We start from the raw sequence: 14,638 nt of genomic DNA, 5'->3' as shown, positions 1-14,638 counted from the left end.
AGAATAACCTCCCAATCTTATATGTTTATTCTAACAATAAAAAAATAAACTGCGAAGCAAGAGCCGTACGCTCTCTCACTTACACAGTTTATTTTACACTCCCAGACTTTGTCCTTTTTAATTTGTTAAAACTATCCCACACGATTTTTCCTATCATTTGCTTTTTGAAGACGCTCCATTCCTTTACGTATTTCGGCATTCTCCACAATCTTTTCTTCTAGATCCATTTTATATTTTTGCATGGAATCTTCCAAATTTCGTATATTTAAATCTTTTGCAGCTATGCGTTCTTCATACTCACGTCGCATACGTTCCTTTTGTAAGATAAAATATTCTGTTTCCTGAATTAGAAGGTTCTGAGCTCTCTCCAATGTGATAAACAATTCTTTAGAAAGTTCATTACAAGTTTCTAAGAACAGTCGTTTCCGCTCCACTTCCATATGATCCTGATACAACAGCTCGAATATTTCTCCCTTTTTGGTGATTCTCCCTGTTTGTAAGTATAAGTTCATTCGCTCGTTGTATTTATTCAGAGTTTTTGGAGCTACTTTCTGGTTTAGGTTCACACTACTCATTTGAATTCTCCTTTCGCTTGGTCCAGTACACCGTACACTCGGTTCACCGTAGACACACGTTTATGTACAGTATGGGCCTAAAACTTAGATTTTTATTCAAAATAGGATTATTTAAGTGAACTTTATTGAAGTAGTTATGTACTCATTAATTATTAAATCTGTCAATCATGTGTATAACAATGGTGAACTCTCTACAACAAATTGACATTTAAGCTCTAAAAAACACACCATTAGATTTGGTGTGTTCTTTATGTTTAACATATTTACGAATACAATATAATTACACTCTCGTACAATTGTCTTATAAAAATAACAACTATTAAACTCACTGTCTGACAGATCCAAAACATTGCTTTCTTGTCTTTTTCTCGTTCAAAGTTAAAGGCTTGAACTGTTATTTTGTTTGGATAAATAAATAACAAGGATAGTAATATTACAAATAATAAGTTGGCCAGCATTAATAATAGAAACTGATTAATACCTAATGGCTCCAACAAATGAAACACATAATATGGTATTGTATTAGGCAATAAAAAATAATTCCAGGTAAAAACAAACAATAAAAGCAAGTAAAAAAAGAAATTTTCCACTATATGTACTCTAAATAACATACGAAAAAACATCATGCCTTCTCTGGCCACCTCCCCTCTCTTCATCTAAAAAATCGTTGAATATATTTCTCCAGATTAATAAATAAAAATTTTAGTAACTCTGTAATCCCTTTGATTATAGTCTGTAGCAAGAATATTACCCACTGTTTTAATGCATACATAAAAACTGCTCCTTATTAGCAATCTCTTTAAACTTTATGATAATTTTAGAATTTATTTTGTAAAAGTATATCTACTAATCTATCTCTATCTACCATTTCAACGTTATTTGACTGCGCTAATTCAATTGCAGCTTTTGAGAAATAACTGTTTGTCACTACCATTGCTTTCGAAGCCTTATAGTAATTCATAGAAGAAACAACCTCTTGCACTGCTTTTATTCCAACTTTAGAGGAATACCGCTTAGCTTGTACAACAGTTTTTATCCCATCCTTACTTATTATTAAATCAGCACCAAAATCACCACTTGCTTTAGTAATCTTGGACTTGTATCCAAGCTCTATAAAAAGCAATGAAAGGAACTTTTCAAATTGAATTCCATTCATTTTATCGATGTCATCTATTCCAGATTTTTTCAAACGAATATTATTACCATACCTAAAAAAAGCCTGAATTATTAAGTAAGCAGTTAAAAGGAAAAAACCCGTCATAAATGCAAGAGGCAGTGATGAAGTTTTTGCAAATACGTATACAGAAATTAAAATAACTAGTCCCACATACATATTTATTAGTTGTTCATTCGAATTCTTCAATAGTTCCGCTCTCCTTCTTATACATACCTTGGTTACAACCTCATTGATTTAAAATTTATTTTTAACGTTAAAGGTAGACAATTTATACCAAGCAATCTTTATCTCTTATTCATAGGACGCTTACTTCTCTCGGGAAAAGCTAAATTTAATTCATTTTTATCCTCATTCCAAACAATATAAGCGGAATAGTGTTTATTCTTTGGTTTAGAAAAAAACTCGAGTAATGGTGTTGTTCGCTTTTCTAGAATACTCTGTGCATGTTCTAATTCGATATTTCTACCAAACTGAGTTTTCCATATCTTAAAATCACACTTTGTTTCATCTTTACATGCATATAGCTTGCCTTTATCGATAACTGGTCTGTCACATAGTAAACAAACCCCTATTGGTTCAGTTGAAGTAATTTCGTGTACTTTTTCTTTAATTAAGCTGGATAAATCGATAGAAGAAAAATCCCATTCACTATGTACCTTCATTACTTCATTAATCGTATGAACAACTCTCTTTCGAATCCCTTGAATGAATCGATGATAGGTTGCATGATCCTTTATCTCTTCATTGAGGTGTTTCTGCATATTTCCAGTAGATACAGGAGAAGTAAACAAGTTAATATTCTCCATGGAAACAGCAAGAATTCTACCTTTTGGAGTTATATATACTTTATTTTTCTTAATCTCAATGTATCCACGATCCTTTAAGGTTTTCACTGTTTCAGCACGGGTAGCTACCGTTCCCAATGCCAATTCATCTGTCGAATAATCGCTTCTAATATGCTTTGGTAACTCCTTATAAGCATTGGCCATCATAACGACAACATCCGCTTCACTCCAACGTGAAAGAGGTTTGGTCTTTCCTTCTTTACTATCTGATTGAACTACATATCCTACTTGTCCTTCGTGCAAGGGAGGTAGAATGTCATCTTCATGATTAGAAGGAAGAACTTTATACCAACCAGGTTCTACAATCTGTTTACCTTTACTTTTAAAGGTATACTGTTCATTTACTAGAGTAACAATCTCTTCTTCTTGGACCTTTACAGCTGGATAATGTGCAGCAATCATACTTTTAGCAATCAAATCGTAGATTACCTTTTGGTTATTATTAAATACACTTAAATCCGCTTTTTTCTCTGTTAATATAATTCCATAGTGTTCAAGAACCTTTTCTGGATTTACAAAACGCGTATCATTTGAAATGTCTTTAAGTGGAGCGGGTAATAGGGCCTGATATTCCTCTAATGAAGCAAGGTTACTCAAAACAGTAGGGAATGTCTCTGCTTCTCCCTTTCCTACATATTCGATATTTGTTCTTGGATAACTAACATAACCAGCAAGGTACATTTCCTGTAATTCTGCTAACGTTCGATCAGGAGATAAACCAATCTTTTTATCGACAGCCTTCTGTAAAGTTGTTAAGTTAAAAAATTGGGGTGGTGGAATCAGCTTTTCTTTACTATTCTTTGTAAGTACCACAGCACGCTTCTCTTTTATATCGTTTTTTAAAAAGTCAGCTTGTTCTTTATGGAATATATGCTCTTCCTCAGGAATGAACCATTTACCACTATATCGTTTGCCTTCAACTAAGAAGTCAGCATATATATCCCAAAATGGTTCGCTTACAAAATTTTCAATAGCCAACTCTCTTTTATATATGAGATAGTTTACAACGGTTTGAACTCTTCCTACACTAAACACATTTGAGGCTTTCTTATTTTTTACAGGAAATGTTCTTCCCTTTAAGTCCGGATGATTAGAAAGCAGTAATGTAAATTGACGTGAGAAATTCATCCCGTATAGCCAATCCGCTTCAGAACGGGCTAATCCCTGCCAATACATATAGGATCTCTTTGAATAATCTTCCATGTTATCAACTGCTTTATTAATAGCGGTTGGTGTAAGTGACGTTAACCACAATCGTTTTAACGGCTTTTTAATCCCCAAATACAGTACGATTTCATGAATTAATAGTGTTCCTTCGACATCTGCGTCACCAGCGTTAACAATAACATCAGATTTTTTAGCTAGAGATGCAATAGTGGAAAAAAGTTTACTTTTAGTGCGTTCCACCTTCTTACTTAATTGGCTTGGTAAAATAGGTAATGACTCTAGTGTCCAATCCTTCCATTCTTCTTCCATTTCTCCCGGTGACATTATAGATAACAAATGACCTGCAGCATATGATATATAGGCTCCTTGTGGAAATGTCTTGCAAGGTGTTATTTCGTAATAACCATTCCTTTTAGTGGCACGGTAAGCATCAGCAATCATTTTTGCAACAGAGTTCTTTTCGCATATAAATAAAAGTTTACCCAAAACCCGCTCCCTCCTTACTGTTGATACACTTCGAGTAAGATCTTAGCAACACTTCCTGGAATATAACGTTCACCTTTCAATACTTCTTTTAACCCCTCCACTAAGTCGAATGTATAATCGGATTTGAAAAAAACTCCATAAACTTTATTATTTAAAAGTTGAAGAAGTTTATCATTATTTGGTGAGTCCAATAATAGACAAGTACGCGCATGGTAAGAGTTTGCTAAGTGTTCAATATCCTCTATATTTCTATTTCTTTTTTCCTCAAAAACCGGTTCTATAATAACTAATGCTACATCTGATTGAATTTTAGCTGGAATTTCAGCAAATGCTTTAATTGTTAGTTTAGGAATAGTTATTTCCAACAGTTTCTTAAATCCTTCTCTGTAGTACTCATCTTGTGATATTAAGTATGCAATAATGGTAAATCCCCCCAAAAAAATAAAAAAATCCCCAATAAACTAGAGATAGTCCGTTTGACTCACTATCCTGTTTATAAGGGATTTAACCTACTATATTTATTTGAGTATATTATAACACATTATTAAGTTAATACTATATGGTTCAATTAATTCACGAAAATTATATCTCCTGCTATCACCCAAGCATATTGTCCTATTCCCTGTTCATCTATTACCCATGCTATCTGACTTGCAGATTCACCTCCGTATCCATGATTGTGCAGTGGATAAGGTGAACGATATTTTCCAGACCTTATTAATTCTTTATTAATTTGAAGCGAATTAATCGTCATAAACCTTTGCTTTTCTGATAATGAGATGATCCAACAGCCGAATTGTTCATCAGGTGACACGTACCAAACAGCATCTTCTCTATCTAATCCTTCTTGTGGCACAAATGGATATGCAGAGGAGCTTTCAACGGAGTTTTCCTCAGATAAAATATCATCAGTGTAACCTTCCCACTCTTCTTTACCTATATACTCATTGCACTTAGCGGTATATAGAGCATCTTTCGGTACTTCATTATTAAAATAGCCACATTTAGCTGTTTTGTTATCATAAAACAAACAATGAGTTTGACATGTTGGTTGGTTATTATCATTTTCACTGTAATTTTTATTTATTAAATGCAATTGCATGAGTTTTTCCCTCTCTTCTAGATGTTGTAGAGGACAGGTTTTACCACGATTGATAAAACGATTGATATACCAGAGTATAGGAATAAACGGTTACTCCATCTACTGTAAGCAGGATGACTGATTAACTTATTAAACATACGGAACAGCAAGCCGATTAATATCATACCCAATGCCACAAATAGAATGGCAGAGGATAAGAATGAAATAATACTGTTCAAGTAACCATCTACATTAATGATATCATTTTCCCCTAATATAAATATACCAACTATTCTAAAAAAAATAAAGATTAGGGGAATAGTTATCAAACCCCACGTTGCACTCTTTAATGTCGTACCCACCTTAGTAATTAAAGCGTAAGCCAGTCGAATAAGAAAATAAATAAATAATGCAGTAAAGATAGCAGGTATTATGTTTGCCCAAATATAAGTGTTTTCGTCGATAGTCATTGCAAGATTATTTGCAGCATCCCCTAAACTTTCTTCGCTTTGAAACATTGTCTCTCCCATTTCAATCCGGTCTAAATCAACCATAGCCATAGATGAAAGAGGAGAGATAAAACTGAAAACAATTAATAGAAGTATTATTTTTTTCCGCATAATAAGTCTCCTCAATGCTCTTTAGTTGCAAGGGAAAAGTACTGATCAACTAATTCCATTTTATACTTAACGTTTATTTTCCCATTCACTACTTGGAAATGATTTTCAAATATCTCTTGGTTACTGCTGTTTTCAGTCACATAATTATTTATGGAAGCTAACCATTGTTCAAGTATGGAGCGGTTTACTTTTTTCTTGTTAAGGAGAGTTGTAAATAGCTTTGTATCGACTTTAAGATTAAGTTTTACATATTGAAGAGATCCTTTAAACCCTCTTACTTCTACTGTATCAACTATTTCACTTAGTAAAATAAAAGGCTGGATTCTATGATATAGAAAAGGTATAACACTCCCCTTTATTTGTGGTGCATCAATTCGAATAACCATTTTTATTTCATCATTTACAAAATTACCCTCATCATCAACCTCTACTGTGGCTTCCATTGGCAGGCGAATCTGATTAGCGACGGTATTAAGCCAACTTAGATCAGCAGCAATTAGATTTTCATATATGTTTTCATAATATTCGTCTTCTGAGTACACATCTTCCATACCATAACAATATAACTTAGCGTAAGGGTTTTCTTTTCCAGGTTTATATGTAATTTGCAGTTGATTTAAATATATATTTTTAGTTTTTAATTTCTCAATAAACTCGTTTAACCCGTTCTCTTTCAACAATTTGTTTTCCCCCTAAATACTTATTGACAAAAATTTTACAGGTAATTTCCTACTATTTAAACTCATTAATTATATAAGTGAATTATACTATATACAACTATAATTCCAACTGTTTTTGTTTTATTTCTATAAAATTTGTGAAAAATTCCTGGGCAAAAGGAACTATAACTTAATTCCCTTTGCGCAAGAAGCAACTGGTTAAGTTGCCCTATGCGTTGATTCAAAAAAATTAGTGAAAATTATTCATGATCACCAAATCATTTACATGAATTTTTCCATTCACTACTTCCACAGATAGCATTAACATATCGTCAATACTTATATCATTCGCTATACTCCCTACATGGACCCATTTTTTAGCACCGTTGGCACCGTCGGAAACATGTAGATATTCGCTCTCTTTCCCTTCAACATATACAAACCATTGTTGAGGACCGTCGATATCATCTGATATCGAAGCTTTCGGGAAATCTTGGTATGTGGCTAATTCTAAATCCGCTACATCCAAAAAATCTCCTTCTTCTTCAGTCAGTAAACTGTTGTTTTTTATAATCATCTTCATCTGCTCCGATTTCTTTTTATTAATTTCAATATCATTGCTATCAGAATTTCCTTCCACAGAAGTGGAGTCAACTATAATATCGCTAAATTCTGATTGAAGTTCTTCAATAAATGCATCTACTTCCTCATCTGAAGAAACTTCAATAGCTTCTAAAGTAAGTTTATTAGGTTGAGCTTCGTTTGAGTCTACAATGGATAACTCAAAGTTCTCAACGTAATTCTGCATATCCTGTTCTAACTGTTCGTTCTCTATCTGCTTTTGCTTTATGGCTTCTTTGGAAAATTCCCCTGTACCATAAATAGCTTGATAATATGGATCACGTTCAACTTCCTTTGGAAGATATAAAAGTTTTTCAAAATTATATTGGAAGTAAAAATAAACAGCAGCCATAATCATTATTAATTCTAGAGCTGACATTATTGCACCTCTTCAAATTAAGTTACAAAGGCAGATAGATAGTATTCTATCCACCCTTGCTTGTTATCCCGCGAATAAGTCAAATCCAAGTTGCCCTTCAACAGGTGCTTTCTTAGATTTTCTTTTCACTTTTTCATTCTCTTCTCCAACGGTAAATAATGATATCTGAATTGCATCATCATTATTATCAGCTGGTTTCGCCAATGGTTTTCTTTCAACGTTTATCAAGTGAGAAAGAATTGCTTTATCATCAACAATTTCAAAGCCAAATGCTTTTACTAAATCGATTTCCAGCACCCCATTATTTATCATAAATCCACTATGTTTTTCTTTTTCAATACAAGCTACAATCTTATCTGCTTTATCAATTAAGATATTTTGAGTAGATGTATTTTCCACCGTTGCTTTAACCCAATTAATAAATTGTACTTTAGGTGTAGCAACTTTCTTCTTACCGATTCCAGAAAGAATTTCACGAGCTCGATCAGAAGTTTGAGAAACCCATTCCTCCGCAGAACCTTTAATGACTTCACCTTTCTGAATGGACTTAACAAGCATTGCTTGTAGGTCTCCCTCATCACCAAGCATAGCGGATAATCCATCGGAAGATACATCACCACTGATTGCAGCTGCAGCCTTTTTCTTCTTCGCAATGAGTTGTGCCATCTGTTCTTGATAGCTATTTTCATATGCGAGGTAGAAAATTCTACATTCTTCTGTTTGACCGATTCTCCAGGCTCTTCGTGCTGCTTGGTTAATAGTGAACAAGGACCAAGAAAATTGATAAAAGATCAGGGTTGGTGTACAGAGTAAGTCTAACCCGACTTTTACAAGTTCTTGAGATACAATACATACATCGTATCCCTCTTCCTCTATCTTTTTCTCTAACCATTCGGAGCGGTTATTAGTTTTTGTAGTGGTTGTGTCTAGGATACAAACCTTTGCTCCAATATCCTCCAGCACTTTTTTAAGTCGTGGACGAACGTCTCGACCCTTATTCGAAGAACCGGTATCTCGAACGTAAACAATTGATTTTCGTCCCTCGTTTATTTCATCCTGGATGATTTCCTGAAGTTTTCTTTCTTTATTGAGTAAAATGTTTTCGTCTAATAACTTCGGACTCCAAATAAGTTTACTTTGTACTGTATCTGTTATCTCGTCCAGAACTTTATAATAAACATCTGGATAGGTAAATGGATTATCAGGAAAAGCTACACCATTTTGAGTTAATGGTAAATATAACTTTTTACCGTCTCGACGGCTATCTATCTCCCTTTCAAACGTGCTTTGCATATCTTCGTATGAATCACGTAATTCTTTATCCATTGGTACAAATATTGTTGGTACATCAACTAACTCAACTGGGTCTGGCCAAACATCAACTAGACGAACTAGACAGGAGTTTTGTACAAGGAATTTTCCGTAAACGAAAGGAGAAATACCAGGTAATACCTTCTCTGATGTTCTAGTTTTTGAGCCACCGTGCGAATTCTTATTGGAGTATTCTCCATTATCTCCGCTCCCATAAGTCGTGGTAGTCTTTTCAACATTCCCATATTCATGGTTCCACTTCGTGACCTCGTTGTACTCGAAGCCATTTTGTTTCATTAAATACGGAAACAATCGGAATAAAATGTAGAATACGTCCTCTGCCTTGCCACCAAATAGAGTACCCGTACCTCCAATTAAATGCTTAGATGCACTTGCTAAAGCCCCTAAAGCGTTCCCTTGAGCAGTATTACCGCTCTTTGTAAGGTGAATTTCGTCAACAATTGTTAGATCAAAGAAGTTTTTCATTTTTCGTTTGATATAATCAATCGTTGCTACCTTACGAGGAAAACCTCTAGCTTTCTTTAACGGCTCCTGTGTAGATTGGATATGAGAAATCAAGGTTTGAGACTCCTGTTTTATCGCATGGAGCAGCTTAGATTCATGCTTTGTCCATTCTTTGAAAGAATCATAACGATTGATCACTTTACGAGTCCATAAACTTTCTCCGCACTCACTACAAAATGCATTGGCAGGCAATTTTGATTTATGAAGTCGACGAGTTGTACCGAATTCATATTCATTTAAAACAGCCTTTTCTTCCTCTATTACTTCGTTACCTTCTTCGTCAATCGTTGATTGAGAATCAATAACTTGTTGATGTGGTTTTCCACACGACGGGCAATACCAACCATAGCGATACTCATTACCATTAGCTGTCTTTTTATTATAAAAATCAACAGCTGGACGAATAGCAGCACCATCTCTCATGGTATTATAACTAATTACAAAAAATGTTGGTTTATTTGGTTTCGGTCGGCCTTGTCGAGTCCAGTTAGAATGATATTGAATTAGTTGAGAAGATTGTTCAATAACATGGACTTCTGCGTTCTTTAAAATATCTTTAATTTCACGCGGCCACTTCTTGGTTAGGTTAGGTGGAACCATGACACAAGAAAAGAACCCTTTTTTTCCGCTATTTTGAGCATAGGCATCAGCAATGGCGGTCATCATTGTTGTTTTACCCGTGGACATTTCTCCTTCTAGCAAAACATTCTTTTGCTTATTTAATTTCTTTACAATTGCAGTAGCAACATGCGCCTGAACAGGAAACAGTGGCCTGTCGTACTCATCGAAATATGGATATGAATCATTCTCTAGTGGTTCATGAATTGGTGTAACTTGTTCGTTAACTTTATCCATCATGGCATCTACATTCGCAGTTAAATAATCTTCAAGATTATCTAAATTCTTTATGGATTGACCATAAGAGCTATCAATTCCATTGTCAAAACGAAAAACACCACTACGAATCAATTCGGCTACTAAATTATCTGCTTCTTCTTCCTCTAAATTTAATTTAAAGATTTTTATTTGAAATCCCTCAGTTAAATACATTGGGACTTCTTTTAAATAACCTCTATTGAGTAATTCTTCATATAATGGCTGCTTCCATTCAGGAAGTAGATGTAATCCATATCTACTACCTCCTAGATGGCGACGAATTTCCTCTGCAGGATTGGTATTAAAACTAATAATATATTCGCCTGTACTAGATAAAACATCGTCGTGAGCAATGACCATTGCTTTATATGATGTTTCGCCTTCAATTGGAAGAGGAAAACGAGTATATTTCCCTTTTTCAGCGTATAGTCCGCGGATCTCAGATTGGAAAAACCATGAAGTATCAAGTTTGTATCCATATCCAAAGTTAATTCCATTGGAACCAATATCCATACTGGCTTTTATCGCTTGCAGACTGCTGTCATTTCCTGCGATAATAGCCATTTTTACTGTTTCCCTTCCTTGTTTATTTTTTTCTACTGCTAATCCATAACAAAAAACGTCTTGATAAAGATTGTTGATTCTAACCTCTAACATCTTAGGATTTTCTTCTGTTTCATTCTTTATATAAGTATCTGCAAGAATCATCATTCTCCTATCTCAATATCAAATTAATGTAGATAGGAGTACAAATTACTTAGTGTATCCTATCTACATTAGTGATAATGAAATAGGATACACCTCCTATTAAAATATTATAAGAACAAATGTTCTATAATGCAACTTGTTTTTTTTGCTTCCTCTTAAATTTCAAATATCATTTGCTCCGGTTCTTTTTCATATCTTTCAATGAGAATCCCCGAAACGATTAAATCATCGTCTAATAAAAATCGATTATCATCTGTTATCTTCGTTATTCTATAGATTCGATGCCTATTGGATATTGAGCAACGTACCTGTTCTCCAAGTGTAAATCCAAAATCACATCTCCGATAACTTTCTCTCCACTTTACTGCCAAAGCGTTTCGTTCCTTGCGACCATCAGCAGTGTTGATATCGAACTTTTTCATTTCTTGGCTAATCTTTCTAAGCTGTTCAGGAGTAGTCATGCAACACACTCCTCATCCGCTTCAGTTTTAGCTACCATGAGATCCTCAAATTCTTTAATAATGCTACTTGAAGTTTCAAAAATACGTTCAGCATACCTCATTACAGGATTATCTTCATTCCCCCAGCCTTTTACATATTCAAATGAATAATCGCTGGTATCAAGTCCAAAATAGCTGCAAACAATAAAGGCAGAACCCTCAGCAACTACTTCCTTTTCTTTACTTGACCGCTCTATACTTCCAAAACGATCCACTTTACTGTGTACCAATTCGTGAACCAGCGTTTTACAACGGTGATTTACGGATAATTTATCACTGACAGTGATATCATGAAAAAATGGTCGGTAGAAGCCATTTGCTGTACCGGTGTCGCCATAATAGATGGGACAATCATCTTGTTCAGCAATTTGTTCCGCTATGGAAATGATTGCTCTTGCTTCAGGTGAATCACCTTCCAATTCGATTTTTATCTTATCTATTGGGAGTGGTTCACCTTCAGTTTGCGAGTAATCAAAAACTGCTACCGGGATATAACCAATCTTTTTGTTTTCTTCTTCTCCTGTTTCTTCATTTTTAACCTTTTTAATTCTTGGAGCTAATATACGTATTGCCTCTTCACCTTTTCGAACATAACGCCCTAACTCATTCCAACGCTTGTAACCTGCTAAGAATCTAGCGTGGGGTAATTGGCCTTTAGCGATAATAATATTACGAAGTGAATAATTAGGCATTAGCGCCTTCATTTCTAGGATAGCTTTGAACTTCTCTGGATCCGGTAGAAAATTAAGCACCCCATCTTCTAAAATATCCAGTAATTCTTGAACTCTCTCTTTTTGAGTTGGTCCTTTACACTTCCTCTTTTTCTTTTGCATAACAAACATCCTCTCTTTCTTCTATTAATATCTATATAAAAACAAGCCATCTAAAAATCAGATCGCTTGTTGAATATTCCTCACCTATTTTTATGTACACAAAAAAGCCCTGGGTACATGAAGACATACAGATAGTATGTTTTCCATGGAACCCAAAGGCTCGATAAATTAGTCGTTTTCCAGATTGTCTAAAAAGACAACATTAAAATATAAAAATAAAATAATTACAATAACATTATAGCCTTTTTCTTTTTAATCATCAAGATAAGAAAATGTTTTAGTTATGCATCCTTATATATATTATCTTTTATAAAGGCTTATTAAAAGATTATAAAGATTATATGTTCAATATTTGAATATGGGTACATTCAATATTTGAATGATGGATTTCATAGTTCAAAAAGTGAACGATAGAAAAAGTAAAAAAATGTGGATATCTCATCGTTCAAAAAATGAACGATGGGTAAAATCTTCATCGTTCAAAAAATGAACGATAGATATTAAATATTTAAACTAGGTATATTCATATATTGAACGATAGATATTCAGTTTTTGAATATAGATCAATGATCACTAAGACAAATATAAAAACAAGGTGAATTAAATTAACTGATTCGGTTGATGGGGAGAAGAATCCCAGAAACAATGTATTTAAAAACATAATTAACATCTATTTCAACAGCTAATCTGCAATATAAATGGCAAATAAAAACGCTCAGAAATCTGAGCGTGTTTTGTTCGATATTTTATTGCTCTAATTAAACTAAAGCGCCCGTTTGTTTAAGTATGTTTTTTCACAATCTCCCGTTAAATAAAATGTATGCTCTTATCTATTTTCTTACATTCTTGTATTCATTCAGTCAAATAACTATTAAAATTTAATGATAATTTCGCAGAAAAGACATTTTTACTTAGAAGTCAATATTTTTCAATATCAGAAATGAACATATAGTGATTATCAGAACCATATTCTATAAAAAACTTCGCGCTGATATACTTTTCAATATATTTTTGTGTGTTTATATAATCAATGTTGTAAATAGCTTCTCGAATATATTTTATCTCGTCTGAATCTATTAAATCCAAATCATATCCATCGAAATTAAATAAAACTAAAGCCTGGTCAAATAAATAATTAAATTGTTTTTTGTCTATACTACCTTTAGTAATCAGTCTATCTATGTCATTGTAATCAATCCTTTTTACGCCAAAGCGAACTCGTCTTGTTGTGTCATAAAGACTGATAAGTGTCAGTAGGAGTGCGTAAACAAGAGATTGATCGTAGTCTTTGTTGTAATTTTCTAAGTGTTTTCCCTTCACATTCAAACATTGTTCCAGTTCAAAGATCATATTGTTTTCAGTATACTCTTCAATTTTAGTATCTAAAACACCTAATTTTAAATCTTCATAACGAGTGGGATATGGAAACTCTTCCCTATATCTAACAGCCATATAAACCATACAAACTGGGAAATATTTATCTTTATGAGCTAAAATAATATGTTCGCTATATTCAACTATCTGCCTCCCTTTATCTGTTAATCTATATGATTTAGGAATATTGCTTTCTTTTATTTCATTGTCTAATATTCGCTGAACTAGTTCAGCCTTTTTGCCTTTAGACTTAACTTTATGACTTTTAAGTATTTCTTTTAGCTTTGGAATTGTTAGAGCATTAAGTTGCTCATGATAGTTACCATATTCCAGAAAACCTTTATCTAGTAGCTTTTCAACTGATTTAGGAGCGTCTACTGCATAGTTGTTCTTAAAATATAGAGGGAACTTTTTATCTGTAGTTTTATCGTTACACCAATATAGTAAGATAACTTCACCAGGGATTAGGCCTGATTCATCCTCTTTTAAAAATTCAGGTTCATATGTTGCTCCACTATTCTCATGTTCAAGTTCTTCAAACAATTCAATAAAATGATCTCGGTCTTTTAAGCAAACAACTTTCTTTTCTGGTCCTTCAGGCAACTCTACTTCACTAAGAGATACACCACACATAAAACACCGACCCAATTGTTCTTCAAGTGGGAGTACATTTTCATCAGTATATTTTAAGTATTTTTCAATGTCGGCTTCACTAAAACTTTTCATGTAATTCTCCTTTCTTTATTTATTAGATATTTTTGTAAAGAACCCTTCTTTAATTTCCTTTTCAACAAACCTCCCTCATTATAGTAAGTGAAATCTCCCGATTTCTTTCATTTTCTTAGATTTTCATACCAGTTTGATTATAGTAATTTATTATTTTGTGGTTGATGTTACCTAT

Annotated in this window: 12 protein-coding genes; all 12 read right to left on the bottom strand. The window is 33.6% G+C overall.

Features of this window, described 5'->3' with window-relative positions:
- Window positions 1-131 precede the first annotated feature (131 nt).
- The 12 genes from ACFSBH_RS13760 to ACFSBH_RS13705 all read right to left on the bottom strand — a co-directional run bounded on the left by ACFSBH_RS13760 (window position 132) and on the right by ACFSBH_RS13705 (window position 14,463).
- Window positions 132-575: a hypothetical protein gene (locus ACFSBH_RS13760; protein WP_379598069.1), complete on the bottom strand. Its 444-nt coding sequence runs from the start codon at window positions 573-575 to the stop codon at window positions 132-134.
- Between the two features lie 817 nt (window positions 576-1,392).
- On the bottom strand, window positions 1,393-1,938 hold the full coding sequence (locus tag ACFSBH_RS13755; protein WP_379598067.1) for a restriction endonuclease: 546 nt from the start codon (window positions 1,936-1,938) through the stop codon (window positions 1,393-1,395).
- 98 nt (window positions 1,939-2,036) lie between these two features.
- A complete protein-coding gene (locus ACFSBH_RS13750; RefSeq protein ID WP_379598065.1) occupies window positions 2,037-4,250 on the bottom strand; it encodes a type IA DNA topoisomerase in 2,214 nt (737 codons plus the stop codon).
- 14 nt (window positions 4,251-4,264) lie between these two features.
- Complete coding sequence (locus ACFSBH_RS13745) at window positions 4,265-4,687, bottom strand: hypothetical protein (RefSeq protein WP_379598063.1); 423 nt, start codon at window positions 4,685-4,687, stop codon at window positions 4,265-4,267.
- 131 nt (window positions 4,688-4,818) lie between these two features.
- On the bottom strand, window positions 4,819-5,352 hold the full coding sequence (locus ACFSBH_RS13740) for a hypothetical protein (protein ID WP_379598061.1): 534 nt from the start codon (window positions 5,350-5,352) through the stop codon (window positions 4,819-4,821).
- Between the two features lie 17 nt (window positions 5,353-5,369).
- Window positions 5,370-5,951, bottom strand: a complete 582-nt coding sequence (locus ACFSBH_RS13735) for a hypothetical protein (protein ID WP_379598059.1) — start codon at window positions 5,949-5,951, stop codon at window positions 5,370-5,372.
- Window positions 5,952-5,962: 11 nt separating this feature from the next.
- Window positions 5,963-6,631, bottom strand: a complete 669-nt coding sequence (locus ACFSBH_RS13730) for a hypothetical protein (RefSeq protein WP_379598057.1) — start codon at window positions 6,629-6,631, stop codon at window positions 5,963-5,965.
- A 229-nt stretch (window positions 6,632-6,860) separates the two neighbouring features.
- On the bottom strand, window positions 6,861-7,610 hold the full coding sequence (locus tag ACFSBH_RS13725; protein WP_379598055.1) for a hypothetical protein: 750 nt from the start codon (window positions 7,608-7,610) through the stop codon (window positions 6,861-6,863).
- Between the two features lie 63 nt (window positions 7,611-7,673).
- The gene (locus ACFSBH_RS13720) at window positions 7,674-11,033 is read right to left on the bottom strand and encodes a DEAD/DEAH box helicase family protein (protein ID WP_379598053.1); all 3,360 of its coding nucleotides are present in this window, start codon (window positions 11,031-11,033) and stop codon (window positions 7,674-7,676) included.
- 152 nt (window positions 11,034-11,185) lie between these two features.
- On the bottom strand, window positions 11,186-11,491 hold the full coding sequence (locus ACFSBH_RS13715; RefSeq protein WP_379598051.1) for a hypothetical protein: 306 nt from the start codon (window positions 11,489-11,491) through the stop codon (window positions 11,186-11,188).
- Window positions 11,488-12,363, bottom strand: coding sequence for an ArdC-like ssDNA-binding domain-containing protein (locus ACFSBH_RS13710; RefSeq protein ID WP_379598049.1), 876 nt, complete (start codon window positions 12,361-12,363; stop codon window positions 11,488-11,490). The genes ACFSBH_RS13715 and ACFSBH_RS13710 overlap by 4 nt, the downstream gene beginning before the upstream one ends.
- A gap of 918 nt (window positions 12,364-13,281) precedes the next feature.
- Window positions 13,282-14,463, bottom strand: coding sequence for an SAP domain-containing protein (locus ACFSBH_RS13705; RefSeq protein ID WP_379598047.1), 1,182 nt, complete (start codon window positions 14,461-14,463; stop codon window positions 13,282-13,284).
- Between the last annotated feature and the right edge of the window lie 175 nt (window positions 14,464-14,638).

Source organism: Oceanobacillus luteolus (assembly GCF_042678205.1).
GTDB lineage: Bacteria > Bacillota > Bacilli > Bacillales > Amphibacillaceae > Oceanobacillus > Oceanobacillus luteolus.
The sequence above is the reverse complement of the archived record's forward strand: the minus strand, read 5'-3'. Positions and strand labels throughout refer to the sequence as shown.

Coding starts and splice junctions, on each gene's coding strand:
- ACFSBH_RS13740 (WP_379598061.1), bottom strand. CDS start 5,352: ATGCAATTGCATTTAATAAATAAAAATTACAGTGAAAATGATAATAAC.
- ACFSBH_RS13735 (WP_379598059.1), bottom strand. CDS start 5,951: ATGCGGAAAAAAATAATACTTCTATTAATTGTTTTCAGTTTTATCTCT.
- ACFSBH_RS13710 (WP_379598049.1), bottom strand. CDS start 12,363: ATGCAAAAGAAAAAGAGGAAGTGTAAAGGACCAACTCAAAAAGAGAGA.
- ACFSBH_RS13725 (WP_379598055.1), bottom strand. CDS start 7,610: ATGTCAGCTCTAGAATTAATAATGATTATGGCTGCTGTTTATTTTTAC.
- ACFSBH_RS13720 (WP_379598053.1), bottom strand. CDS start 11,033: ATGATGATTCTTGCAGATACTTATATAAAGAATGAAACAGAAGAAAAT.
- ACFSBH_RS13705 (WP_379598047.1), bottom strand. CDS start 14,463: ATGAAAAGTTTTAGTGAAGCCGACATTGAAAAATACTTAAAATATACT.
- ACFSBH_RS13715 (WP_379598051.1), bottom strand. CDS start 11,491: ATGACTACTCCTGAACAGCTTAGAAAGATTAGCCAAGAAATGAAAAAG.
- ACFSBH_RS13760 (WP_379598069.1), bottom strand. CDS start 575: ATGAGTAGTGTGAACCTAAACCAGAAAGTAGCTCCAAAAACTCTGAAT.